The 24,874-nt window shown below is 55.1% G+C and carries 30 protein-coding genes, 1 tRNA gene and 1 other RNA gene; 8 read left to right on the top strand and 24 right to left on the bottom strand.

Annotated features, from left to right (window positions below; translation table 11 throughout):
• Nucleotides 1–7: 7 nt before the first annotated feature.
• Genes H6868_04435 through mraZ form a run of 6 tightly spaced genes read right to left on the bottom strand, consistent with a single transcriptional unit; the run spans nucleotide 8 to nucleotide 6,187 of the window.
• Nucleotides 8–1,123, bottom strand: a complete 1,116-nt coding sequence (locus tag H6868_04435) for a hypothetical protein (protein ID MCB9988567.1) — start codon at nucleotides 1,121–1,123, stop codon at nucleotides 8–10.
• Nucleotides 1,120–2,583: a UDP-N-acetylmuramoyl-L-alanyl-D-glutamate--2,6-diaminopimelate ligase gene (locus tag H6868_04430; GenBank protein MCB9988566.1), complete on the bottom strand. Its 1,464-nt coding sequence runs from the start codon at nucleotides 2,581–2,583 to the stop codon at nucleotides 1,120–1,122. The genes H6868_04435 and H6868_04430 overlap by 4 nt, the downstream gene beginning before the upstream one ends.
• Complete coding sequence (locus tag H6868_04425) at nucleotides 2,570–4,315, bottom strand: penicillin-binding protein 2 (protein MCB9988565.1); 1,746 nt, start codon at nucleotides 4,313–4,315, stop codon at nucleotides 2,570–2,572. Before H6868_04425 ends, H6868_04430 begins: the two co-directional genes overlap by 14 nt.
• The gene (locus H6868_04420) at nucleotides 4,312–4,764 is read right to left on the bottom strand and encodes a hypothetical protein (protein MCB9988564.1); all 453 of its coding nucleotides are present in this window, start codon (nucleotides 4,762–4,764) and stop codon (nucleotides 4,312–4,314) included. Before H6868_04420 ends, H6868_04425 begins: the two co-directional genes overlap by 4 nt.
• Entirely contained in the window at nucleotides 4,761–5,729 is a 969-nt protein-coding gene (gene rsmH / locus H6868_04415; protein ID MCB9988563.1) for a 16S rRNA (cytosine(1402)-N(4))-methyltransferase RsmH, read from the bottom strand. The genes H6868_04420 and rsmH overlap by 4 nt, the downstream gene beginning before the upstream one ends.
• Entirely contained in the window at nucleotides 5,726–6,187 is a 462-nt protein-coding gene (mraZ, locus tag H6868_04410) for a division/cell wall cluster transcriptional repressor MraZ (protein MCB9988562.1), read from the bottom strand. The genes rsmH and mraZ overlap by 4 nt, the downstream gene beginning before the upstream one ends.
• Before the next feature lie 406 nt (nucleotides 6,188–6,593).
• On the opposite strand from mraZ, the gene H6868_04405 reads away from it, so the two are divergent.
• Nucleotides 6,594–6,740, top strand: a complete 147-nt coding sequence (locus H6868_04405; GenBank protein MCB9988561.1) for a hypothetical protein — start codon at nucleotides 6,594–6,596, stop codon at nucleotides 6,738–6,740.
• A 168-nt stretch (nucleotides 6,741–6,908) separates the two neighbouring features.
• Here H6868_04405 and rnpB read toward each other — a convergent pair.
• Together rnpB and H6868_04395 are read right to left on the bottom strand one after the other, a co-directional pair.
• Nucleotides 6,909–7,261, bottom strand: an RNA gene (gene rnpB / locus H6868_04400) — RNase P RNA component class A.
• Nucleotides 7,262–7,294: 33 nt separating this feature from the next.
• Nucleotides 7,295–7,786 carry an N-acetylmuramoyl-L-alanine amidase gene (locus H6868_04395; protein MCB9988560.1) on the bottom strand — a complete coding sequence of 164 codons (492 nt, stop codon included), beginning with the start codon at nucleotides 7,784–7,786 and terminating at the stop codon, nucleotides 7,295–7,297.
• 196 nt (nucleotides 7,787–7,982) lie between these two features.
• On the opposite strand from H6868_04395, the gene msrA reads away from it, so the two are divergent.
• From msrA to H6868_04365, 6 genes are all read left to right on the top strand, one after another.
• The gene (msrA, locus tag H6868_04390; GenBank protein ID MCB9988559.1) at nucleotides 7,983–8,489 is read left to right on the top strand and encodes a peptide-methionine (S)-S-oxide reductase MsrA; all 507 of its coding nucleotides are present in this window, start codon (nucleotides 7,983–7,985) and stop codon (nucleotides 8,487–8,489) included.
• A gap of 193 nt (nucleotides 8,490–8,682) precedes the next feature.
• The gene (gene nadA / locus H6868_04385; protein ID MCB9988558.1) at nucleotides 8,683–9,693 is read left to right on the top strand and encodes a quinolinate synthase NadA; all 1,011 of its coding nucleotides are present in this window, start codon (nucleotides 8,683–8,685) and stop codon (nucleotides 9,691–9,693) included.
• Nucleotides 9,694–9,703: 10 nt separating this feature from the next.
• Nucleotides 9,704–10,537, top strand: coding sequence for a carboxylating nicotinate-nucleotide diphosphorylase (gene nadC, locus H6868_04380; protein ID MCB9988557.1), 834 nt, complete (start codon nucleotides 9,704–9,706; stop codon nucleotides 10,535–10,537).
• Nucleotides 10,538–10,550: 13 nt separating this feature from the next.
• The gene (locus tag H6868_04375; protein MCB9988556.1) at nucleotides 10,551–10,811 is read left to right on the top strand and encodes a DUF167 domain-containing protein; all 261 of its coding nucleotides are present in this window, start codon (nucleotides 10,551–10,553) and stop codon (nucleotides 10,809–10,811) included.
• Between the two features lie 140 nt (nucleotides 10,812–10,951).
• Nucleotides 10,952–11,548, top strand: coding sequence for a hypothetical protein (locus H6868_04370; protein MCB9988555.1), 597 nt, complete (start codon nucleotides 10,952–10,954; stop codon nucleotides 11,546–11,548).
• On the top strand, nucleotides 11,538–12,143 hold the full coding sequence (locus H6868_04365) for a hypothetical protein (GenBank protein MCB9988554.1): 606 nt from the start codon (nucleotides 11,538–11,540) through the stop codon (nucleotides 12,141–12,143). The genes H6868_04370 and H6868_04365 overlap by 11 nt, the downstream gene beginning before the upstream one ends.
• 14 nt (nucleotides 12,144–12,157) lie before the next feature.
• On the opposite strand, the gene H6868_04360 is transcribed toward H6868_04365, so the two are convergent.
• The 16 genes from H6868_04360 to H6868_04285 form a co-directional block, all read right to left on the bottom strand.
• A complete protein-coding gene (locus H6868_04360; protein ID MCB9988553.1) occupies nucleotides 12,158–12,574 on the bottom strand; it encodes a DUF1761 domain-containing protein in 417 nt (138 codons plus the stop codon).
• Nucleotides 12,575–12,600: 26 nt separating this feature from the next.
• On the bottom strand, nucleotides 12,601–13,389 hold the full coding sequence (locus tag H6868_04355) for a succinate dehydrogenase iron-sulfur subunit (protein ID MCB9988552.1): 789 nt from the start codon (nucleotides 13,387–13,389) through the stop codon (nucleotides 12,601–12,603).
• Nucleotides 13,390–13,496: 107 nt separating this feature from the next.
• The gene (locus H6868_04350) at nucleotides 13,497–14,006 is read right to left on the bottom strand and encodes a hypothetical protein (protein MCB9988551.1); all 510 of its coding nucleotides are present in this window, start codon (nucleotides 14,004–14,006) and stop codon (nucleotides 13,497–13,499) included.
• Between the two features lie 164 nt (nucleotides 14,007–14,170).
• Nucleotides 14,171–14,659, bottom strand: coding sequence for a hypothetical protein (locus H6868_04345; GenBank protein ID MCB9988550.1), 489 nt, complete (start codon nucleotides 14,657–14,659; stop codon nucleotides 14,171–14,173).
• Between the two features lie 111 nt (nucleotides 14,660–14,770).
• Nucleotides 14,771–16,567 carry a succinate dehydrogenase flavoprotein subunit gene (locus tag H6868_04340; GenBank protein ID MCB9988549.1) on the bottom strand — a complete coding sequence of 599 codons (1,797 nt, stop codon included), beginning with the start codon at nucleotides 16,565–16,567 and terminating at the stop codon, nucleotides 14,771–14,773.
• 95 nt (nucleotides 16,568–16,662) lie between these two features.
• The gene (locus H6868_04335) at nucleotides 16,663–17,502 is read right to left on the bottom strand and encodes a transporter substrate-binding domain-containing protein (protein ID MCB9988548.1); all 840 of its coding nucleotides are present in this window, start codon (nucleotides 17,500–17,502) and stop codon (nucleotides 16,663–16,665) included.
• 2 nt (nucleotides 17,503–17,504) lie between these two features.
• Nucleotides 17,505–18,338, bottom strand: a complete 834-nt coding sequence (locus H6868_04330; protein MCB9988547.1) for a transporter substrate-binding domain-containing protein — start codon at nucleotides 18,336–18,338, stop codon at nucleotides 17,505–17,507.
• The gene (locus tag H6868_04325; protein MCB9988546.1) at nucleotides 18,335–19,222 is read right to left on the bottom strand and encodes a transporter substrate-binding domain-containing protein; all 888 of its coding nucleotides are present in this window, start codon (nucleotides 19,220–19,222) and stop codon (nucleotides 18,335–18,337) included. The genes H6868_04330 and H6868_04325 overlap by 4 nt, the downstream gene beginning before the upstream one ends.
• Nucleotides 19,223–19,246: 24 nt before the next feature.
• Complete coding sequence (locus H6868_04320) at nucleotides 19,247–19,453, bottom strand: hypothetical protein (protein MCB9988545.1); 207 nt, start codon at nucleotides 19,451–19,453, stop codon at nucleotides 19,247–19,249.
• Between the two features lie 17 nt (nucleotides 19,454–19,470).
• A complete protein-coding gene (locus tag H6868_04315; protein ID MCB9988544.1) occupies nucleotides 19,471–19,929 on the bottom strand; it encodes a GxxExxY protein in 459 nt (152 codons plus the stop codon).
• A 6-nt stretch (nucleotides 19,930–19,935) separates the two neighbouring features.
• Nucleotides 19,936–20,322, bottom strand: a complete 387-nt coding sequence (gene sdhD, locus H6868_04310) for a succinate dehydrogenase, hydrophobic membrane anchor protein (GenBank protein MCB9988543.1) — start codon at nucleotides 20,320–20,322, stop codon at nucleotides 19,936–19,938.
• A gap of 13 nt (nucleotides 20,323–20,335) precedes the next feature.
• Nucleotides 20,336–20,728: a succinate dehydrogenase, cytochrome b556 subunit gene (sdhC, locus tag H6868_04305; protein MCB9988542.1), complete on the bottom strand. Its 393-nt coding sequence runs from the start codon at nucleotides 20,726–20,728 to the stop codon at nucleotides 20,336–20,338.
• A 175-nt stretch (nucleotides 20,729–20,903) separates the two neighbouring features.
• Nucleotides 20,904–20,979, bottom strand: a tRNA-Ala gene (locus H6868_04300).
• A gap of 130 nt (nucleotides 20,980–21,109) precedes the next feature.
• Complete coding sequence (locus H6868_04295; protein ID MCB9988541.1) at nucleotides 21,110–21,820, bottom strand: Bax inhibitor-1/YccA family protein; 711 nt, start codon at nucleotides 21,818–21,820, stop codon at nucleotides 21,110–21,112.
• 94 nt (nucleotides 21,821–21,914) lie between these two features.
• The gene (locus tag H6868_04290; protein MCB9988540.1) at nucleotides 21,915–22,997 is read right to left on the bottom strand and encodes a M48 family metallopeptidase; all 1,083 of its coding nucleotides are present in this window, start codon (nucleotides 22,995–22,997) and stop codon (nucleotides 21,915–21,917) included.
• A gap of 9 nt (nucleotides 22,998–23,006) precedes the next feature.
• Entirely contained in the window at nucleotides 23,007–23,573 is a 567-nt protein-coding gene (locus H6868_04285; protein MCB9988539.1) for a LemA family protein, read from the bottom strand.
• A 113-nt stretch (nucleotides 23,574–23,686) separates the two neighbouring features.
• On the opposite strand from H6868_04285, the gene H6868_04280 reads away from it, so the two are divergent.
• Nucleotides 23,687–24,874, top strand: coding sequence for an FIST C-terminal domain-containing protein (locus H6868_04280; protein MCB9988538.1), 1,188 nt, complete (start codon nucleotides 23,687–23,689; stop codon nucleotides 24,872–24,874).

Below are 24,874 nucleotides of genomic sequence, written 5' to 3'. Positions count from 1 at the left end.
TTTGATATCAATTCACCGGCGGCGGCACGCGCAGGGCTTCCATCACAACGCCTTTACCGGTCTCATTCGCGCCTTTTAACATCAGTACATCACCGGGCGCCAGAACATCCGGCACGATTTCCTGAAGCCCCGTATGATTATGCCCGGACCGGCCCCGCGGCGCTTTTGTGTAAATCAACCTGACATCCCCGGTTTGCAGGGGCAAGGGCAAATCCGATCCCCGGTCGTTGGCCGCTTCATGGTTCAGATGGCTGAGGATCGCAATCCGTTTGCGTCCGCGCCCCGGATCAACCAGCGCCAGAACCTTGAATGCCTGATGCGCAGGGCCACAGGCATGATTAGCGGCATCCTCGATCAACGTTACCGGCCCGCCATGCGCACGCTCCGGATTTTCCTGTGCCCGGATCAGGGCTTTGGCGGCCTTGGCCAGATCGCCGTCCAGCGCTTTCACCAAAGACAGGGCGTTCAGCGCATGAACGGCCGTTTGGATCCCCGGCTGCGGCACGGTCAGGGATATTTCCTCACCGCCGATCAACGCCCGCAGGCGCGTCCCGTTCGAAGCCTCCAGACAGGCCTGAAGCTCAACGCCTTCCAGCGCGCCAAAATCACGAACGGCGCGGACGACGATATCGCCGCTGACGACCGTTTCCTCGTTTTCATTCTCATCAAACAAAACATAATCGCACCCGGCATGCATCCGGGCCAACCCCAGCATCATGCCTTCGTCGGTGCTGACCGTGTGAATCTGCCCGGTTGCCGACAGGGCCGCCGCACACATTTCCATCAGCCCGCTGCGCGCGCCGGCGCCCGTCACCACAATCCGCCGCGGCGCGCAGCGTTTCAGAGCCGTCGCCGCCAGCCGGTGCAGGGCCGCCCGCGGATCATCGACAATCAATAACGGGTGCGTCTTATCAAACCCCTCCGGCCAGATATTCACGATGGCCGCCGCCGCGCCGCGATCAAAGGCCAGCGCCACATCCACAACCGGATCCCCGCCCAGCGGCACAAACAAGTCCCCCGGCTTGACGCTGCCTGGCGCTATGGCAATGTCCAGCGCCTGCCAGCTCTGGGTCGACACCCCTCCCGTTGCCTTTTCCGCCTCTATAGAAGACCATAATGTCATGATGTAAGCCCCTTGATTGCTTTGCTTGCTTCTTCGATATCGTCAAACGGCTCCACATGGTCGCCGATGATTTGTCCCTGTTCGTGCCCCTTGCCGGCAATAACCAGCACGTCGCCGTCTTCCAGCTCTTTAATGGCTGTTTTTATTGCTTCGCGGCGGTTGCCGATTTCCCGCGCCCCGGCGCCCGCGCCGACCATCATCTCGGCCCGGATCGTTGCCGGGTCTTCGCTGCGCGGATTGTCGTCGGTGATAATCACTTCGTCGGCCAACTCGCTGGCGATTTTCCCCATGACCGGGCGTTTGCCTTTGTCCCGGTCGCCGCCGCAGCCCACGATGCAAACCAGTTCGCCGTCCGTATGCGGGCGCAGCGCCGTCAGGATCATCTCCAGCGCATCGGGCGTATGGGCGTAATCGACATAGACCGCGCCACGCGGATGGCCGGGAACCAGTTCCAACCGGCCCGGCGCGCGCTTCAATTCGGCAAGCAACGCGACAATCTGGCGGGTCCGGGGTTCGTTATCCGGCGCTTCGGCCATGACCAGCCCCAAAGCACAGAGCGCATTCATCACCTGAAATTCACCGACCAGAGGCAAATAAAACCCGTGGGTTTCCTCATCGACGCGGATTTCGATGTTTTGCCCGTCCGGGCGCGGGGTTGCCTTTAACAAATGAATGCCCCGGCCATGGCGGCCATAGGAAATTTCCCGAATGTTCCGGGCCGCCACAATTTCATGCAGCGCTTCATATTCCGGGACATCGGCGTTCAAAACCGCCGTACCGCCTTCCATCAACACATCGGAAAACAAGCGGGCCTTGGCCTCGAAATACGATTCCATGGTTTCGTGATAATCCAGATGATCGCGGGACAAATTGGTGAAGGCAGCGGCGCTGACCTTAACGCCGTCCAAACGATGCTGATCCAGCCCGATACTGGAAGCCTCCATCGCCAGATGCGTAACGCCCGCCGCCGTCAGATCGGCAATCATCGCCTGCAGCGCCACCGGTTCCGGCGTCGTCAGCGCTCCCGGACGGGTCATTCCGGCGCCGCGCACCCCCAGCGTCCCCAAGCTGGCCGATTTTTCACCGAGCATTTGCCAGAGCTGCTGGGTGAAATGAGCCACGGATGTTTTGCCGTTGGTGCCTGTGACGGCTGCCACATGATCGGGTTGCCGCCCGTAAAAACGCGCCGCCATCAAGCTGAACAGCCGCCGGGGATTATCATCGGTAACCAGAACGACATCCGCTCCGGTGTTTTCCGGCAGCATCGCCCCGGTCGGCGCCAGAATGACAGCCGCGCCGTTGGTAATCGCATCCGCCATGAATTGCCGCCCGTCATATTTCCGGCCCGGCAAGGCTGCGAACAGGTAACCGGGCCGCACCTGACGGCTGTCGAGTGTCAATCCCTTGATCTCGACCCCGGCCTTTTCTTTGTAGTCCTCTATCAGATCAGCGAGCCGCATGATGTCCCTCCTGAAAATGAACATATTGTTTCAGCGACGCCGATAATGCGTCTTCCGTGTCGGTTTGTGCCGGCTTCATACCCAGCAACGGGCCCATAGCGGCGATCACATGGCCGACCGCCGGCGCGGCAACCCAGCCCCCCGTAGCGTATCCAAAGGTTTCCTTGACACCTTTGGGCTCGTCCACCATGACAAACACGGCATAGCGCGGCTCGTCCATCGGGAAGAAACCCATAAAAGAAGAAATCAGGCGTTTGCTGTCATACCCCTTCACACCGGGCTTTTCAGCCGTCCCGGTCTTGCCGCCCACCCGGTAGCCCGGCACATCGGCATGCGTCCCGGTACCATCGGTCACCACCAGCCGCATCAACTGCCGCATGCGGTGCGCGGTCTGGGGGGAAACCACCCGAATATCGGTGCGAACGCCGTCGTCTTTCGCCTTGTCACCGTTATAAATCAAAGTCGGCTGGATGCGGGTGCCGCCGCCCATAATCGTCGCTGCCGCCCCGACCATCTGCAGCGGCGTGACGGCAATCCCGTGCCCGAACGACGCCGTCAGCGTATTAATTTCCCGCCAGGGGTCCGGGATTTGCGGCTTGCCGATTTCATCAATCTCCAGCGACAGCGGCGTCAACAGCCCCAAATCGCGGTAAAAATCCTTTAGCCGGTCGGTCCCGACCATATCCCCCATCAGCGCCGCCCCGATGTTGGAGGAATACATAAAGATTTCCGGCACGGTCAAAATCCGCTTCTCCGCATGGTAGTCGGAAATAGTAAAACGTCCCCGCTTGATCGGCTCGCGGGCATCAAATGTCTGGCCCATGCCAACATTACGTGTATCCAGAAGCGCCGCTGTTGAGAAAATCTTGAAGGTCGAACCCAGCTCATACGTGCCCAGCGTCAAACGGTTGAACAGGGCATTCTTGCCCCCGGCGCCCGGATTGTGCGGATCAAAGTCCGGCAGGGATACCGCCGCCAGAATTTCACCGTTTTCCACATCCATCACTACGCCGGCCGCGGCCTTGCCACCAAACGTATCCATTGCCTTTTTGGTTTCCCGGCGCAGGATATGCTGGAGCCGGATATCGAGGGTCAGCGAAACAGGTTCCGGTCCGCCGGCCTTCAGCAAATTGTCGAAGCTGCGCTCGACCCCGGCCAGACCATTACCGTCAACATCGGTAAAACCGACCATGTGCGCCGCCAGTTGGCCTTGCGGGTATATCCGGCGGTATTCGGTTTTGAAGTTCAATCCCGGCTCGCCGATATTCAGCACCGCGTATTGCTCATCCGGGGTCAGGTTCCGGTACAGCCAGATAAAGCGTCCCCGGCGCTGCAACTTCTGGAGGACTTCGCCATATGATAAAGACGGAAAGATTTCGACCAGCGCCTTGGCGGTTGCCGCCGGATCGTGAATCAGGGCCGGATCGGCATACAAAGAAGCCGTCTCAAGGGATGTTGCCAGCAGCACGCCGTTGCGATCAGTGATATCGCTGCGGATTACCGGGGCCACTGCAGAAACCGGGGCCGCCGCCCGGCCATCCCCGGCCGCTGCGTAGCGCGCCCATTCACCTTGAATCAGGGATAAATCGACGACCCGCGCCATAATCAGGATATAAACCAGCGCAAAAAAGGCGCTCACCAAAACCAGCCGCCCGTGCGCCACATCCAAGGTACCGCGCCGCGAACCGATCATTTTCATGGCTTGCCGGGCAAAGTGGAAAGACTGCCTCATGGCGCGTCCTCCTCTTTGCCGATTTCACTTAACAGTGATTGAAAGCTGCGTTGCACCGGTTCGGCAGAGGGCTTTTCAACAACGGGCGCGGGCTTGGCGACACCGGCCTTGAAAACAGCGGGCTGCATGACGAAGCCGGGCTTGCGGCGCGGCGCGGCCGGCAAAAACGGCTCCGGCAGCTCTTCCGGGGTTTCGGCGACATTCTGAACGGCCAGCGGTGAAAGGGACAGGTAATCCTGCGCCAGAACTTCCAACCGGTCGGGGCGGTTCAGGTAATCCCATTCCGCCCGCAAGACACGGATGGTTTTTTGTTCTTGTTGTGCGGCCAGCTCCAGAGAGCGCAACTGGCTTTCGGTCTGCTGCACGCTTTGGGAAATCCAGAACAGCAACGCGCCGGACAGCACCGCCGCCAGAACGGAAAGAACGGTCGAAACACGCAGAAACCTCATGCCGCCTCCTTGCCTGCCGGAACGGCGGTACGGATGGCGCTACGCAACCGCGCGGAGCGGGAACGGGCATTGATCTTGATTTCTTCATCACTGGGAAAAACAGCCTTGCGGGAGGACATCGTAAACAAGGCCGGCGCAGGAGAATCCTGCAATGAGGGGACATGGCGGGAGACAGACGGCGCCTGACCGGATTGCTCCAGCAAGAACCGTTTCACGATGCCATCTTCGAGAGAATGAAAGGACACGACAACCAGCCGCCCCCCTTCTTTCAACAGGGACGCCGCCGCGGCCAGAAGCTTTTCAAGTTCTTCCAGCTCACGGTTCACATAGATCCGTAGCGCCTGAAAAGTCCGGGTGGACGGGTCAATCTGGTCTTTCGGGGAACGCGGCACGACCGCGCGCACAATCTCGGCCAGCGCAAACGTTGTTTCAATGCGCCCCGTCTTGCGGGCCATCACAATCGCCTTGGCCACGCGGCGGGATTTACGCTCTTCGCCGTATTTGTAAATGATATCGGCCAATTCGGTTTCGCCGTAGCCATTCACGACATCAGCCGCCGTTTCCCCGGATTTCTGGTTCATCCGCATATCGAGCGGCCCGTCAAAACGAAAGGAAAAGCCGCGCCCGCCCTGATCTATCTGCATGGAAGACACACCCAGATCGACAACAATGCCGTCCACCGCATCGACCCCGGCCTCCGCCGCCAGCGCTGCCGCATCACCAAAACAGCCGTGACACAGCGTTAAACGATCGTCGTATTCATCCTTCCACGCCGCCGCCATATCCAGCGCCGAATGATCGCGGTCAATCGCAACAACCGCGCAATCCGCTGCCCCTAAAATGGCGCGCGTATAGCCGCCCGCGCCCAGCGTGCCGTCAATATACACCTCGCCATCGGAGGGTTTCAGCGCCGCCAGAACTTCGGGCAACATAACGGGGAAATGCGGCTGCGTTTCCGTGCTCATTCCGCGCCCCCTTTGTCCTTGGGGAGCGTCAGCCCCTTGCCCTGCACCCCGGCCCGCGCCTCGCTGCGGCGTGCCTGAAATTCCTCCGGCGCCCAAACCTGGAACTTTTTCCCCATACCAACGAATGATGCCTGCTCATCAATTCCGGCAAAGTCCATCAGGTCCGCGGGCAGAACCACGCGGCCATCGCCGTCAAACGGCAACTGCACAGCTTCACCAAAAATCGCGGTCGCCATATCGTCCTGCTCGGCGGAAAACAAATCAAAATGGTCCAGCCGGGACGACAGCTCCTCCATCGTTTCCATACCGAACCCCTCCAGGCAGCCATGCGTGTGCGAACGGAACAGCACCACGCCCTGAAAGGCCTGCGCCGCCAGCGCACTACGGAACGATGCCGGGACGGATACCCGCCCCTTCTTATCGACCTTGTTCACATATGTTGACAAAAACAGCGCCATAAGCCGCGACACCTCGAAAGAAAAAACACACATCTCCGGACCACTCCGGAATTGTATGGATATTTATGGGATAGCATGGGATTTTATGGAGCGTCAATTTGAGAGTCAACGGAAAAAGGAATAAACCACAGGTTTTTTGCTTCTATATTCGCAAAAACGCATATGTGTAATTTTTTTTCGTATTTTTTGAAAAATTTTTTTCATAATTATTTTCGCGTTTTCATAAGACATACTTGAGATTTTCCTAATTTTACCTATTTTCCACAACTATTGGTGGTCATATCGCTGATTTCATTGGGAAATTTTGTTTGCATTTTCCAGAATTATATATTACATATTACATCGTTCACGACGAACAACGTGAATGTTAACCAACTTAATGATTACGTGTGTGGGGAGAATTATAATGTTGGCAATGATACTAATGCTGGTACTGGCTATTAATGGCGGTTTGTTCGCCGGAACAATTTTGTATACGGCTTACAACAGCGCCCAAATGGACGAGTTACGCAGCTTAACGCATAAAATGTGGGACGTTCCGATGTTCTTTTAAGAACCAAGAACCACCCTCTATAAATTAAACCGCCTGAAGGAGCGCTCCCTCAGGCGGTTTTTTTAATGAATACGAATACGGCATAAATTCAATCAATTTATGCCTGCGTTCAAACGCCACGCAGGTCTCGGCCCACCAGAGCCGGGGCCCGCCCGCGACCGTATAAAAAAAGCCAGAAGGCCTGTAAGCCGGGTTCTGTCGGGGACAGCCATTCATCTGGGATCTGCGTTACCGCAGACCTCTAGCAACCTACCCGCGCCCCGGTGCGGAAAAACACCATGCGGGACGCCTATTTGGTCTTGCTTCCGGCGGGGTTTACCATTGCCGTCCCTGTTGCCAGCGACGCGGTGCGCTCTTACCGCACCTTCTCAGCCTTGCCTGTGCCTTAAAGGCCATCGGCGGTTTAAATCTCTGCAGCACTTTCCGTCAGGTCGCCCTGCCCGGCCGTTAGCCGGCGCCGTTTTTCCGTGAAGCCCGGACTTTCCTCCCCGCTTGCGCGGAGCGGCTGCCCAGCCTTCTGACTGTGATGTATATGATTGAAAAACCTGAAAATTTCAAGCTTTTTCGTGAATATTAGGGATATCGTTATCAGCCAGCCATTGCCAGTCAAACAGCTCGCCGGGGTCCTGTTTGCGGCCGGGCGCCACGTCCGCATGCCCCAAAACCCAGCGAATCTCGTGCCGCACCATGATATCCTGACAAAGCTGCGCCAGCGCTTCCATTTGCTCCGGCGGGAAGGCGCGATAGCCCCATTCATGGCCGGGATTGACCAGCTCGATCCCGATGGAGTGGCTATTCACATCGCTAATTCCCTGCCATTCCGATGCCCCGGCATGCCAGGCGCGCTTGCCTTCATCGACCAACTGATAAACCGTGCCGTCTTCGTCGACCATATAATGCGCGCTGACTTCCGCCGCCGGATCGCACATCCGGTCCAGCGCGTCCTGCGCCGTTTTCATACCGGTGTAGTGGATCACAATCATTCCGGGCTGCGCGCCTTCCCGGCGCTCCCCGTAATTGGGCGATGGATAATTTTCACAGCGCATTAATGAAACCCTTTTCGTCTTTCTTCCGAATGATAGTTTATACACTGCACGCGAGCGAGGAGAAATCCGCATGAAAAGATATATTTTTGTATTGGGACTGGCCGCTTTATTGATCGGTACATTTTTTATCTCCGGCGCCGGCCATAGCGAACCGCAAACAGGAAAGCCCGACATGATGACAGAAAGACCCGAGAACATGCCTCACGCTACCTTTGCCGGCGGATGTTTCTGGTGCCTGGAAAGCGAGTTCCGCGGCAAGCCGGGCGTTGTCTATACCCGCGTCGGTTACACTGGCGGCCATCTGGACCATCCGACCTATCAGGATGTCTCTACCGGTAAAACCGGGCATGCCGAAAGCGTCGAGATTTATTATGACCCGGAAAAGACCAACTACGAATCCCTGCTCAACATTTTTTTGCGCTCGGCCCACGATCCGACCCAGAAAAACCGGCAGGGCGTCGATGTCGGGACACAATACCGCTCCGCCATTTTTTATAATGGCGGCGGACAAAGGCAACTTGCCGAGAAAGTAATTGATGCCATCACAAAGGAAAAGCTCTATAAAAAGCCGATTGTTACGGAGCTTGTGCCGGAACAGACCTTCTGGGAAGCTGAAGACTATCACCAGCAATATTACGAGAAGTACAAGGCCAAAACCGGCCAGCCCCACATACGCGAGTGGTTGAAACACCAGAAAAAATAAAGCTTTCACAAATCGTCATTGCGAGGAGGCACCAGCCGACGCGGCAATCCAGAACCACAGAAACACTCTGGATCGCCGCACTCCCGATGGTCGCTCGCGATGACGTCCTTTGCTTTCGTCCTTGACCTGAGCGCCCGCTTTTGTCAAAAATATCGCTTTGGTAAATATGGGGGCGGATACGCCGCAAGGATCAATGACTGCACAACGGCTTGCCTATACGGATGAAGTGGCGCGCGCGACCGCCCCGCTCTATGAGAAACTTTCCCGCCAGTACAAGGAAGACCACTGGAAGGCGCTGGCGCCTTATATCTACGAGATTAACCGGCTGAAGCGCGAAAAGAACGCTGTCATTCTGGCGCATAACTACATGACGCCCGATGTGTTTTTCGGTGTCGGCGACATTACCGGCGATTCCCTGCAACTCGCCCGCGAAGCCGCCAAGACGGATGCCTCCATCATCATCCAGTGCGGCGTGCATTTCATGGCCGAAACCGCCAAGATTATCTGCCCGGACAAAACGGTTTTAATCCCCGATCCGAAAGCGGGATGCACGCTGGCCGATGCGATTACCGGCGCGGATGTGCGTAAACTGAAAGAACAATATCCGGGCGTGCCGGTTGTCACCTATGTCAACACATCCGCCGAGGTTAAAGCCGAGAGCGACGTGTGCTGCACATCCGCCAATGCTTTGCAGATCGTTGAAGCGCTGGGTCGCGAGGGACATGACACGGTGATTATGGCGCCGGACAAATACCTCGCACAAAATGTCGCCAACCAGACCGATATCAAGATCATCATCTGGGATGGGGCGTGCGTCGTGCATGAAAAATTCACCGCCGCGCAGGTCCGCAAATTCAAGGACCAGTACGAGGACATTGTGGTGCTGGCTCACCCGGAATGCCCGCCAGAGGTTCTGGACGTTTCCGATTATGCCGGTTCGACCTCGCAGATGGACAGCTATATCAAGGAACACCGCCCCAAACGCGCTGCCCTGATGACCGAATGCTCGATGAGCGACAACATCGCCGCCGAAAACCCGGACGTCGAGATGATCGGCACGTGCCAGATGTGCCCGTATATGAAGATGATTTCCCTGCCGAAAATCCTGACATGCCTACAGACCATGAGTGGTGAAGTGATTATCGACCCGGAAATTTCCGCCCGCGCCCGCAAACCCATCGAACGGATGCTGGAGCTGAGTTGACGTGAACAAACTGCTCTATCAAGATACAGTCAAAGCGGCGTTGCTGGAAGATTTCGGGCGGCGCGGCGATGTGACCAGCGAAGCGACGATCCCGGCCGATATGACAACCCGGGCCGTGATCCGCGCCCGGAAAGCGGGGGTGATTGCCGGGCTGGACGCGGCGTTGCTGGCTTTTGAGCTGGTCAACCCGGCGCTCTCAATCCAAAAACATGTTGAAGACGGCGCGGCTGTTTCAGCCGGGCAGGACATAGCCACCCTTTCCGGGTCGGCGCGGGATATACTGGCGGGGGAACGCGTAGCGCTCAATTTCCTCGGTCATTTATCCGGGATCGCCACAATGACCGCCACGTTCGTCAAAACCATCGAAGGCACGAACGCGCATATCTGCTGTACCCGCAAAACGACGCCGGGGCTGCGCGCCCTCGAAAAACATGCCGTCAAATGCGGTGGCGGCAGCAATCACCGCTATGGGCTGGATGACGCGATCCTGATTAAGGACAATCATATTGCCGTGGCGGGCGGCATTGGCCCCGCCGTCGCGTGCGCCCGCGCCATGGCCGGGCACATGATCAAGATTGAAGTCGAAGTCGACACGCTGGACCAGCTTAAAGAATTACTTGAACTGTCACCCGGGGCCGATGCGGTGCTGCTGGACAACATGAATCCGGACATGCTGGCACGCGCCGTAAAAATGATCGACGGGAGCCTCACAACCGAAGCCAGCGGCGGTATAAACATGGATACGGTTCGGAGCGTATCTGAATCTGGCGTTGACTTGATTTCGATCGGCGCCCTGACCCACAGCGCTCCCGTCCTTGATTTAGGTCTGGATATAAGTGACTGAAGAAACAATCACAATTAAATTAACCCCCAGCGCCGCGCGTAATGAAATCAGGGGATGGGAAGATGGGCCAAACGGCCCCCAAACGATCTTAAAAGCCTCCGTCACCACAGCCCCGGAAAAAGGCAAAGCCAACAAGGCGTTAATAACCTTTCTTTCCAAAGAACTTAATATTCCTAGAAGTGCCGTTCACATCATACGCGGGGAGACCGAGCGCCTAAAAACCGTTCGCCTGCCCACAGCAAGCCTTTCAAAGCTTCCCCCGAAAAGAGACTAAAAATCTCTTCTTTTTACCCTTTTTTTTACTTTTTTTCGATACGATATCCAAAGACGGTTTTTCAAAAACCGCGAGCATAGATAAAGTAAAAATACGAACAGAAATACAGTCAACCGGCAAGGTCAAATACAGGGTGCTTTATGGGGAAAAGCTTTGAATTATTGGGCATGGCTGCCTTCAACGTGATGCTGGCTGTGATCTTGTCTGCGACTTTTTTTCACAAAGTCTCCCCGACCGATGCCGTTCAGACCCTGACCGAAGCCAATGTTGATTATTTCATCCGCGAAGTCTCCGCCATCTCCAGCGGTGAAAAAGAAGATATGGATTCCTATAAAATCACGTCATATTTCCTGAAACACATCAACGACGACAGCCAGTTCGTTACCGTCCTGAAATACGCCATGGATGGCGGCGACCCCGAAGAGCAAAGCATGGAAATGGGCAAGATGGATTTTATCTCCCATATCCTGCAGGGACAAAAAGCCATGGACCGCCACGAAACGGCGGTTACCGTTGAATATATCAAGATCAGCGATGATAAAAAATCAGCCAAGGTTATCACCCAGATCCGGGAACGCGGCCTGATGCCGACGCTGGACGATTTCGGCGAACAAACCCTGGTTCCCGTTACCGGCGTGTCTTATTGCGATCAGGTCGTATCCCTCAATGACGATCACGATATCCAGATGGACGGCGCCGAGTGCACAACCTATATGGATATCAATCATGAGTATTAAGCCCGGATTGCCCGTCTATGCCCTGTTTGCCGTTCTGTGCATCCTGTGCCCTCAAAATGCCCGGGCCGAACGGCTAAAATCAATCGACGAGCAGGCCATCCGAGCCTTTCTGGAGACCATGACAGACATCACCAACAACAACCATGATATGAACCCTCTGGACCTCCATAGCTATCTGGACGATCATTTGAGCGCCAAAGGGCGGTTTACCAGCCAAGTCACATACGATATTCCCGGCATGCCGGCGCAGGAGAAGGAATTAACCCTGACCAAGAACCAGTTTATCGACACCCTGACGACCGAGCAGGACAACATGCAGAATTACGAGGCCCACGCCAACCTTGATAGCTTCAAGATCGCCAGGGGTGGCCGTGAAGCCGTCATAGAAACCTCGAGTTCGGGCAGCGGGCTTTTACAACTGGGGCGCAACGGCAATCCTGATGACAGCGTACCGGTCACGGGATCCTCCCGGTGCACTCAAAAGCTGGGCCTGTCCGGGAAAGGCATGATTGAGTTGCGGGCGGCGCATTGCGAGACCGCTATACGCTTTGATCCCTTTCACGGGGAATCCCTTGAGGATTCATCTCTTTTTTAAAGAAAAGCGGCCGGTTATCCCAAAAAAGATAAAACAAAATGCGTGGCAGCAAACATGTAATAGCCCGCCAGCTGATAGGCTGCGTCAATAGCGGCCGCCTGAAACGGGTAGCCCGTAAACAAAGACCCCATCAAAATCGGCGGCATGGCAAAGGCCACCCACAACAGGCACGACAGGCTGAACATCGTATCCCAGCTATTGATCTGCAGGGCCGAGACTAAAAACGAATAGAAAAAGGCCGCCAGCAACCATAAAAAGAACGAAATCAGGACCGACTTCCGCGGGAAATTTTTCATTTCATCCAGAGAACAGCCCCGCGCCGCGACCCAGCGTTCCCCCATGACTTTCGGGTGATACCAGACTATTCCGAGAATAAAGGCTGCGATGGTAGAAACGACGGTTTCCAGATACGGGAGGGTCGATAAATCCATAAATCTGTCTTTCTTCTTTATTTTTATTACGTGCGGGCAACCATCAATTTTTTGATTTCTGCAATGGCCTTTGCCGGATTCAGGTCTTTCGGGCAGGTGTTGGTGCAGTTCATAATCGTATGGCACCGGTATAAACGGAACGGGTCTTCGAGCTGGTCGAGACGCTCGCCGGTCGCTTCATCGCGGGAATCGGCGATCCAGCGATAGGCTTGCTGCAACACGGCCGGACCGATAAAACGGTCCCCGTTCCACCAATAGCTGGGGCACGCCGTCGAACAGCAAAAGCACAAAATGCAGGCCGCCGGGCCATGACCGTCATGGCCGTTGAGCAAATCGGCATCTTCCGGGCTTTGCAGGCGTTCGCGGGACGGTTCCGGCGAATCCGTTTTCAGCCACGGTTCGATCATCGCATATTGGGCGTAAGCATGATTGAGATCGGGGACCAGATCCTTGACCACCGGCATATGCGGCAACGGCGTTACTTTCACATCGCCGCTGACTTCATCAATGCCCTTCAGGCAGGCCAGCGTATTCGTCCCGTCGATATTCATGGCGCAGGAACCGCAAATCCCTTCCCGGCAGGACCGGCGGAACGTCAGCGTACTATCGACGTGATTTTTGATGTAGATCAGGGCATCCAGAACCATAGGCCCGCATTGATCGAGATCAATCTCATAGGTGTCCATGCGCGGGTTTTCGCCATCTTCCGGATCCCAACGGTAAATTTTAAACGCTTTTTTCCGGGCCGCTTTTTCGGCCTTAAAGGTTTTACCGTCTTTGACGCGGGAGTTTTTAGGGAGCGCAAGCTGTGCCATAACCGGAATCCTGATGAGTGTTTTTTGTTCTTACTGGTTTGATAAAAATATAGGCTTTCCCCGTCAATGAAAAGCCTTTTCCCTGTCTGTCTGTCAAGAATTCACCGTCACGCCCCCCATCGTGGCCCCAGAGACGGCCGCATGCCATAGACATCCTGAATGCCCGGCACGTGGATTCTGTGATTTTTTTCCGTTAAGTGGAAAGCTTCCTCGCCATAGAAAATAACGTCTTGCAGGGATACATGCTCCCCGCCCAGTATTCTCTCAGGCGCAAGATGAGACAGCGCATAATAACCGCCTTCGTGGTCGAACAGGTGAGCCAGCGCGATATTACTCTCGATGAAATCATGGTCCTCTGCAAAGAATGTCTCTTCCGTGCCATGATGGTGGTGGTAAGGGTCATAAGCATTTTCCTCTGCGTCTTCCCCTTTTTCCAACGGCTCCACACTGACGCGCACGACAGCCCGCCAGCCCCCCGATGGTTCCTCGATAACATCCACGAGAGACACCTGCATGGATTCTTCTCCTGCAGCGGGACTACCCGCCGCGGCCAATGCCGCTGCGATGGCGGCGGCCGCACTGCTTACTGAATATGATGATACAATGTGTGTGTGCATAGCGATCCCCCTTGCTATAAACACCCCACTACCTGATACAAACATAGGAGCTTTCAGAGAAAAGAAAAACACTGCCGGAAAAAAGGACCGGTTTGATTCCGTATTTCCCTGAAAAAACAACCGCCTGTCTTACGCTCAAATAATGTTTCAATCCGCGCCGGTATTTACGAAAGATCATATTTCAGGGGGGGCGGCACAGGCGGCGCCTCCGGCTTGGGCCCTTCATCCTGATTTTCCTGCGCGGCGTTATGAAAGTCGTTTTCGACGATGTCGTTGGCGATATCGGCTTCACTCAGCCAGGAATGGTGAAATTCCGGAACAATGACGTCGTGCCCGCGGGCCTGAAAGTGATCGAAAATCATTTTTTTCAGGCGATCGGTTTCATCGACCCGCAATTTGCGGAACACTTTCACGGCCTGACGGCGGTTTTGTTCCTCGTCGTGCTTGATTTTAAAGGAATCGCGGTCCCCCATCGGTACGACGGTAACCTCCAGCGCCACGTGGTAGCCTTTTTCCTCGTCATAGGACAAATCAATGATTTCAATATGAATATCGTTTTCGCGCGACAGATGTGACGAAGCCTTGCCCAAGGCTTGTGCCATGGCATCCTCGTAACTCTCTTCAGAGTAGGCTTCGACAATAAATTTCATCATGACCGGCGCACCTGTAGCGTTTGCGTTTCATAAAAAAACACACAACATCCACTTTTCCGCCGTAAGGAAAGGTTAATAGTAGGGCAAAAGCCGTATTAAGTCAAATATAGGCTAGTAAACCCGCGCTTTCGGGGGCACAGCCTCGACTTCGTCTGTGAGAGTGGTGAGAATCACCGGACGGTAATCTATTTTGGTTTTACCGTTCTCGTCGCACCAGATCAGGGTATGTTTCATCCACTTTTTGTCGTCCCGGTCGGGGAAATCTTCCCGTGCATGGGCGCCGCGGGATTCCTCGCGGTTGGCGGCGGCATGCATGGCGACGACAGCCTGAGACAGCAGATTGTCCAGCTCCAGCGTTTCAATCAGGTCGGTGTTGAAGATCAGCGAACGGTCGTTCAGGCCGATTTCGCTGCGGCGCTGGAAGACGGCATCAATCTTTTTGACGCCTTCGGCCAGCACATCGCCGGTTCGGAACACAGGCGCGTGGCTCTGCATGGTTTTCTGCATATCCAGCCGCAAATCTGCCGTCGGCGTTTTACCGGAAGCATTGCGGAAGTGGTCGAGGCGGGCGATTGCCTTTTGGCCGCCATCACCCTTCAGGGCTTTATGCGCGCTGTGCGGCTTGACCAGCTCGGCGCAGCGGTTGGCGGCGGCGCGGCCAAAAACGACAAGGTCCAGCAAGGAGTTGGAGCCCAGGCGGTTCGCCCCGTGCACGGATACGCAGGCCGCTTCCCCGATCGCCATTAACCCCGGCACCACATGGTTCGGGTCCCCTTTGAGGGGCGTCACGACTTCGGTGCGGAAATTGGTCGGAATGCCGCCCATATTGTAATGGGCGGTCGGTATAACGGGAATAGGTTCCTTCGTGACATCCACGCCGGCAAAAACGCGCGCGCTTTCGGCAATCCCCGGCAAACGCGAGTGAATGATATCAGGGTCCAGATGCTCCAGATGCAGATGGATATGGTCCTTATGTTCGCCGACCCCGCGCCCTTCCCGAATTTCAATCGTCATGGACCGGCTTACCACATCCCGGCTGGCCAGATCCTTGGCGGAGGGCGCATAGCGCTCCATAAAGCGCTCCCCTTCGGCATTGGTCAGATACCCGCCCTCGCCGCGCACGCCTTCTGTAATCAAACAGCCTGCGCCGTAAATCCCCGTCGGGTGGAACTGGATAAACTCCATGTCCTGCAAAGGCAGTCCTGCCCGCAGCACCATGCCGTTTCCGTCCCCTGTGCAGGTATGCGCGGACGTGCAGGAGAAATAAGTCCGGCCGTATCCGCCGGTCGCCAAAATCGTTTGATGCGCCCGGAAACGGTGAATGGTCCCGTCATCCAGATTCCACGCCATCACCCCCAGACATTCGCCTTCATCGCTCATAATCAAATCCAGCGCGAAATATTCGATAAAGAATTCGGCGCGGTGTTTCAGCGCCTGCTGATAAAGCGTATGCAAAATGGCATGTCCCGTCCTGTCTGCTGCCGCGCAGGTGCGCTGCGCCGTGCCTTTGCCGTAATGGGTTGTCATGCCGCCAAAAGCGCGCTGGTAGATTTTTCCTTCCGCCGTGCGGGAAAAGGGCACGCCGTAATGCTCCAGCTCGATCACGGACGGCACGGCCTCCCGGCACATATATTCAATCGCGTCCTGATCGCCCAGCCAGTCGGAGCCCTTGACCGTGTCATACATATGAAACCGCCAGTCATCCTCTCCCATATTGCCCAAAGAGGCTGAAATGCCGCCCTGCGCCGCCACTGTATGGGAACGGGTGGGAAAAACTTTGGAAATCAGCGCTGTGCGCAGCCCTTTTTCCGCGCAGCCAAACCCGGCGCGCAAGCCGGCACCGCCGGCGCCGATAACAACAACATCATATTCGTGATCGATAATTTCATAGGAAGGGGCTTCAGTCATTTTAAAGACATCTCCATTTTAAAGGCCGGGCTTCATGCCCTTTGTAAAGGTTGCTTCTTTTTAAACCACGCTCGCGGATAAATAAACCGCAAATATTATTCCAGAGCCTGATAGGGCTTAGCAACGGGCATAAAAATTTCACGGTCCGGTTCGTACTTATCGACAATGCCCTGTACAACACCGTGATTAATAAGCTCTGTTATCGCTGTGCTCAGCATTGCTTTTAACTTTACTTCGCCGATCAGAACTGCAATCGAATTTGGAAAAACCTGAAAGGGCTTATCACCAACTTTTCGTAGTGCACCGGGGTTATGTTTCAAAAACTCCTTAACCATTCCGGGCTCCATAAAAGCAACATCCGCTTTACCAGTCTTCACGTTCAACAGTAACTGAGTCGGTTCTGCCAACTGCGGGATGGATACGGCTTGTGCCTCCGGGAAATGATCGCGGTGAATAACGGCGCTCATTTCACCATCCATGACAGATACACGCACGGAAGGATCGTTAATCTTCGAAAGATCGTCATCAAAACGGTGGTCATCCGCGCGAACATAAATGTTATTCACACTGTAAAAAAGCGGCGGCGTATAGTCGACATAACGCCCCCGGGTCGCCGTAGGCCAAGACACCATGCAAAAAGCATCTATACGGTTACTGCGAAGCGATTCTATAAAAGATCCCCAACCGACTTCCTCCGTCCACTCTATCTCCATATCCATATTATTCGCCGCCTGCTCTAAAATATCAGGGATCATGCCTTTAATTTCCCCGCTATTTGGATCCTTGACCAACACATGCGGCGGCCACATGGCATAACCACAACGCATTTTCCCGGTCCGCATCACGCGGTCGTAGGCGGTCTCATCAGCAGCCTGCGTTTGAGGTGCCTGCGCCAGAAATAGAAAAACCGACAGGATCAATGCTAAAAATTTCATATCTACTCCTCAAAATCCTTGCGGGGGACGGTGTAGTTTTCCGAATATTTCTTCGCTAGCTTTTCAAGCCGGCCATCGTTTTTCATGGTGCGCAGGGCGAGCTGGATCATATCGCGGAGCTGCGTTTCACCGGCTATTACGCCATAGTAACTGGCATAGGTGAAAGCATGTGGCACGCCTTCGACTTTACGGATTTTGCCCCGATTATTTTCATCCAGCGCCGTTAAATGAGCTTGTTCGACAAACAGCACATCCGATTTTTTGGTTAGGACAGACATGAACATCTCTGACAGCGTCGCCATTTGTGGCAAAGAGTCGATTCCCGCCTTTGGGAAACCGTTTTTAGCCATTGTCACCGATACATCACCGTCAATCGCAGGAATCTTAACGGATGGATCGTTGATTTTGGACAGATCGCCCTCAAATCGGTAATCATCTGCACGGACATAAGCGTCAACAAAAGAGAAAATCACAGGCCCGGCAAGGCTCAGGAATTTGGACCGGGCCGGGTCGGGCCACAGTTCCGAGCAAAACGCATCGGCGCGGCCGACGCGCAAATCTTCGATAAAACTGCCCCAGCCGACCTCAACCGTCCATTCGATTTCAAGGCCCAGTTCCTTGCCGATTTCGTTCCAGATTTCAACATCCAGACCAGACATTGCGCCCGTATTCGGGTCCTTGACCATCACCGGCGGAGAAATCGCGTAGCCACAGCGGATTTTGCCGGAAGCAAGAATACGGTCATAGACGGATTCCTTTGCCGCGGTGTCGGCGGCATGAACCGGGGCGGTTGAAACGATAACCAGAAAGGCAAAAAGTGTTGCTAAAAGTCTCATGGGGTTTCCTTTTCTGGGGATTCCGGGGCGCAGATTTTCTCGCCTTTGGCGGTTTCCGCCGGTTTACAATGATCGCCCAACAGGATCCCTCCTTCCGGCACTTCATACTTCACAACCAATTCCTTCATCAAAGCGAGGTTTTCCGGCAAATCCGCAGCGAATTTTTCATGCATGAAAGCATTCATTTTGTCATCGCCATGGCGGGTGGGTAGGAACATGCGCATAGAGATTACCGGCGTATCAGAAAAACGGCGGATGATGCCGGGGTTGTTTTTACTGTAAAGCGCCGCCGACAGGGCGTCATTCACGAGGGCATCCGCCTTGTTATAGCGGAGCTGGTCATACATTTCCGCCATGGATGTCATCTGCGGCAGGCTGAGATATGCCGCATCCGGATAAGCGTCGTGCGTAATTTCGGTCAGGGCATAGCCATCGACCGTGACGAACTTTCCGGTTTCGAGCTGTTCTTCGGTCAATTCACTGTCTTCGCGGACGTAGGTATAATACGGCGTTGCGTTCCACTCGCCTTCGAAAGCAATGACATTCGCCCAGTTGTGATCCGGGGTACAGGGAATACAGACCATATCAATCCGCCCGTAATTCAGGGCCGGAGCGATCTGGTCGACATTGACCTCTTCCGACCAGTCAACGCTCAGGCCGAGGCGCTTGGCAACGGCATTGATATAATCGACTGTTACGCCGCTCAGCGCGCCAGAAACGACGTCCTTGGAGATGTAAGGTTCGTAGGGAAGATAGCCGCAGCGGATGGTCCCCGTCCGCATGATGCGGTCATACGATGACTCTTTTTCCTTGTCAGCCGCCTGCGCCGGAACAAAAGCCCCCCAGACCAGTAAAAACGTCAGGATGGCGGCTAATGATCTCATAACAAGCTGCTTTCTCTGGATAGTTTATACGTCCAGCTTTGGATTTTCCCGGCGCACGCCGCCCAGACACCCCAAGGCCGCCAGCGCTGTGACCGTCCCGGCAGCGCCATGAAAAATCTTTGCCGCCGTATTTTCCACCTCGGCTGTTTCCATCTTGGAAAACTCCACAGCGGAAACCGTTCCAAAACCAAGAGCTGCCACGATAAAAAGACCGTTGATTGTTTTTTGCATGAGAACCTCCCTTAAATTTATTGCGTGTTATCAGCCTGCATGGCGGGCTGTGCCTTGATCCGCGCATGCAAAATGCCTTTGCGGATATCGGGAACGCGGAAATTGAACAGGTATCCCTCTTCCTTGCCCGACAGGCGTAAAAGCGAGCGCAATTCCAGTTCCCGTTCCTTCATATCGCCGCCTGTGCGGATCAGAACAACAATGCTGTCACTGACAATGAAATCGGCGCTGGCGGCGCGGTCCAGTTTCAAATCCCGGTAGATCAGCGGCAGGGCCACATCCTGCTCTACGGCCATCAGGCCTTGCTTCAGCTCTTCGGCCATGCATTGCCTGTAGATATCCACGTCCATGCCGCCGCCCAGCGCGTGATAGACATGCAGCGCGGCCTGAGCAACGTGTTTAGCGGGATCAAGAGACGGGGCGCGCTGTTGTGCGGCGCTGCCGTTGCTGACCATTTTTAAACCGCCCAGCGCCATGATCCCCTACCCCGCGAAAGAAATTTTGAGAACTGCGAAGATGCAGATGACCGCCGCGATGATGAAATAGTATTTGGTCTTCATGATCCCCCACCACTTCATCCAGCCGGTGAAGTAATCCTCGACGATGACTTGTGTGCCGAGCGCGGCGTGGTAGAAAACCGTAATAATCGTCAGGATCATCAAAATCGTGTTATGCGGCGCGGACAGCCATGCCGTGAAATCGCCATAAGAAGCACCGACAACATTGTTCACAACAGCCCAGACCAGCCATAAAACCAGCGGAATCCCCGCCAGCGCCGTGAGGCGTTGATGCCACCAGTGATGAACGCCGTCATGGGCGCTGCCCAGACCTTCTGCTTTTTTCAGCGGTGTTTGCCGTTTTTCGCTCATAATCGCTTTCCCCTTATTCAAACAGGACGTTGCACCAGACAAACCCCGTCAAGAGCGCCGTTGCCGCCAAAACCACATACCCCGCAGCGAAGGCATGTTTCATTTCAAACAACCGCCCGGTGTCCCAGATCAAGTGCCGGATACCGTTGCACAAATGGTAAAACAGCGCGACGCTCCAGCCGAACCAGAGAACCATGCCCACGGGGCTGGCGGCAAAGCGCATAAAGAAATCATAGGCTTCCGGCCCGTAAGCGGCGGCCAGCAGCAACCACACCACCATCAGCGTACCGATAACAAGGCCATACCCCGTCACCCGGTGCAAAACAGATGTGATCGTATTCATCTGCGGACGATAAATCTGCAAGTGCGGCGATAGTGGCCGCTCGACTTTTCCGGTATCGCTCATCGCGTTTAACCCCACAATTAATTGACTAAAAGCCCGCCCATCATAGACCGCCCCGACGGAAATTCAACCATGTTTCTCCGGTGGCCTGTTTTTATCAGGAAGATAAGAAACCATCCGGGGGACGGCGCGCCGCTGACCGCGCCGATCGAAAGATCATTCTGTATTAAAGGGTAAATGGTGGACCCGATCAGGATCGAACTGACGACCTCTACAATGCCATTGTAGCGCTCTCCCAACTGAGCTACGGGCCCTTTCCAAAAGGAAGGTTCGCGCAAAATAAGAAGTTTCCCCGGCGGTGTCCAGAGAAAAAACAAAAAAACCGCGTAAAAAAAGACCGGACGTTGATCGCCCGGTCCCTTGTTCTTTTATTTTGCCAGCTGCCTAGCGGTTGTTGCCAACGAAGTGCAGGATGTACTGGAACATCGCGATGAAGCTGATATACAGGTTCAGCGCCGCCGCCCAGGCCATACGGGAATTGCCTTCCGCGCCATGGGCCGGTGAGTACATTTCCTTGGTCGCTTGCGTCTGCCACGCCGTGACCCCGGCAAAGGCGATGATCCCGACCGCGGAGATCAGGTCAAACAGCCCTTCCGAGCGGAAGAATATATTGCCGATGCTCATAAAGAAGACACCCATAACGCCCATGACGGCAAACGTCATCAGGCCATCGAGGTTTTTCTTGGTCGTGTAACCAAAGATCGACAACCCCGCGAACATACCTGCCGCGATAAAGAAGGCCCGCGCGATACTCTCATTTGTAAAAGCCAGAAAAATCGTGGAAAAACTGATCCCGTACAGGACGCAGATCGCCAGAAATCCGAGGCGCAACTGGTTAGAGTTCATGCGCTCCGGGCGAAAACCGAACCACAAGACCGCCAGCGGCGCGAACATAACAACGTACATTTGCGGACCGCTAAAGAAGAACTGCAGCAAAGCCGGCGTCGACGCGACAAAATAAGATGTCAGCGCTGTAATCAGAACGCCCACCGTCATCCGGTTGTAAACGCTTTGCATGTGCGCGCGCAGCCCCACGTCATAGGTCCGGGCCTGCGTGCCGGTTTGCGTTTTCGTTTGAAACTGTTCAGGTTGCATTTTGTGTTTTTCTCCTCACAAGAAACTAAGATTAAACCCTGTTGGGATACCTATATAGTACAATTATACGCCCAATTCAAAGGATGGATCAAAATTATTCGCCTTTATTCCGCCGGGACAGCCACGGGTTCGGTTTTCCTTCGTTCGGCGTAACGAAGCGCTGGTCGTCGTCGGTACGTTCGCCGGCGCGCATATCGGGGATCGGCGTGCCGGTAACTTCAGAGATAATCTGCACGCGCTGTTCGATCGGCGGATGGGTAGCAAACAGCCCCAAAAACGGCTTGCTGTTGACCGTACACATCAGCGCCACATCATCGGTGGTTTCGGGAATGCGGTCCCGTTTGGCGATCCGCAGCAGCGCCCGCATCATCGCATCGGGGTTTTTGGTCATCTCTACCGCGCCGGCATCAGCCATGTATTCCCGCCGCCTTGAGAGCGCAAAGCGGGTGAATACGGTCGCGATATAGCCAACCCACAAAATCGCCATAACAACCAGAACGATCACCATGATCCGGCCATCGCGCCGCCCGCCGCGGCCGCCGCCCAAATACAGGTTATAGCGAAAGCTGCTCCAGGCGAGCTGGGCGATAAAGCCGATCATGCCGGTAAAAATGATCGAAACGATCAGCAAACGAACATCCCGGTTTATAATATGTGTCAATTCATGCGCCAGAACGCCTTCGACCTCATCCTTTTCCAGAGATTGCAACAAGCCGCGGGTCACCGTGATGGTATAGCTTTTGTTATCAATGCCGCTGGCAAAGGCATTGCGGGCACGGGTTTCGATGATTTCCAGTTTCGGCATTGGCACGCCTTGGGAAATGCAAAGGTTTTCAACCAGATTATAAAGCTCCGGCTCTTCGATCCGCGTAACGGGACGGGCGTGCGACAAAGTGCGCAGCATTCGCGTGTGGAAGAAATAGGCCACCATAAACCACAGCGCCACAACCGTCAGAATCAGCGGCCAGTATTCCAGAACGACGCCGTTTCCCATCGCCACCGCCATCCGGGACGAGCGGGCATCGCCGCTCACCCCCGCTTCCCAGATATAACCGAACGCCGCGCCTACCGCCCAGACCATCGCGGCGATCACGAACGGATACGCGGCCAGCAACATCACCGACCGCGCATTGTTGTTCCAGATATGGGTTTTCAGACCAACGGTGCCAAAGGCCATAGCTGCCCTCTAAAATTTAACTTCCGGGGCGGTGCGGACGGCTTCGGCCAGATTGTCTTCCAATTCAAAAAACGGCTCTTCCTTGAACCCGAACATATTCGCCAGCAAATTCGCCGGGAATTGCTGGACAGCGGTGTTAAACTCACCGGTGGCGCTGTTAAAGAACCGGCGCGCCGCGGCAATCTTGTTTTCGATATCGGACAGTTCGCTCATCAACTGCCGGAAATTGGCATCGGCCTTCAGATCCGGATAGTTTTCCGCGACCGCCAGCAGGCTCATCATAGCGCCGCCCAGCAGGCCTTCGGCCTTCACCCGTTCAGCGCCGCTGCCGCTGGCGCGGCCTACCTGCGCGCGGGCCTCGGTGACTTTCTCAAAGATTTCCTTTTCATGGCCGGCGTAGCCCTTGACCGTTTCGACCAGTTGCGGCACGAGGTTATAGCGCTGTTTGAGCTGGACATCGATATCAGAAAAAGCGTTGTTGCGCGTCTGACGCAGTCCCACCAGCCGGTTGTACAGCATCACCATGAAACCGGCCGCCGCCACAACGATAATCAAAATGATTGTTCCCGTACTCATATTGCTTTTCCTTTCTTTGAAAAAATAATCTGGAAGCAGTTTAACAGATTGCAAGTCGAAATCACGGGTTTATTGTTTTGTGAGAGATCGTAAACGGCGTTATAGTGTTGGCCATGAGTTTGTACACATCTGAAAAATTCGCCAGTGCTTCCGCCGCCGGCACAGATTGGCGCGATACCGCGCGCGCCGTCCTCGAACAGCTGGAAAGCCTTCCGGCGGACAAAGACCACTATAATCTGGGTATCCTGTATATATCGGATCATCTTGCCGAAGATGCCGGCAGCATCGTTACCCTGTTTCGGTCCGTTACCGGGATCGAGCACTGGGTCGGTTCTGTCGGGATGGGCCTTTGCGCCACCGGGCAGGACTACGTCGACACCCCGGCCCTGTCGGTTATGGTCGGCCGGTTCGATCCCGATCAGTTTCACCTGTTTTCTTCCGTGACCATGCAAACGGAAGACGTGCGTGACAGCCTGACGAAATGGAAACGCACGCACACTCCCATGCTGGTCCTGACCCACGGCACTCCCGATGCGGAAAACGACCCTGAACAACTGCTCAGTACGCTGGAACAGGAAACATACGGTTTTGTTACGGGCGGCTTTGCATCATCCCATAACCAGCATTTGCACTTTTCCGACGAGCTTTTCACCGAAGGATTATCAGGGGTTATTTTCAGTCAGGATATCCCGGTTGCCAGCACCATTGCGCAGGGCTGCGTGCCGATCGGCCCCGAACACACCGTCACCAGAGGCCGGGAAGGCATCATAGAAACACTGGACGATCGCCCGCCGTTTGAGGTTTTTGCCGAAGATTTACGCCTTTATGCCGCCAGCCGGGCCGAATCGGGACAGGCGATCAGCGAAAGCGATTTACAGGATTTATTTCAGGGGCAGGTTCATATCGCCTTTCCGGTGCCGGGATCGGACCAGCAGGATTACATGGTGCGCAACATCAACGGGATCGACCCGGACAGCGGCCTGATTGCCGTGGCCAAAGATGTGCGCTCCAGCCAGCGCCTTGTTTTCGTTCACCAGAACATCGAGACACAGCGGGCGGGTTTAAGCCGCACCCTGCTGGCCTTGCGCAAGCGCATTACCGATGAAAACGGTATTTTCAACCCGCAGGGCGCCCTTTACATTTCCTGCGCCGCCCGTTGCAGCGGCAAGCAAAGCACCGGCGATATGGAGGTCATCAAGGAAATTATCGGCGAAATTCCCCTGACCGGGTTTTACGCCAACGGGGAAATTTCCAATCATCATCTATACGGCTACACCGGAATTCTGATATTATTTTTATAA

The sequence above is a fragment of the Rhodospirillales bacterium genome, assembly GCA_020638175.1.
Classification (GTDB): Bacteria; Pseudomonadota; Alphaproteobacteria; order Micavibrionales; family Micavibrionaceae; genus JACKJA01.
The sequence above is the reverse complement of the archived record's forward strand: the minus strand, read 5'-3'. Positions and strand labels throughout refer to the sequence as shown.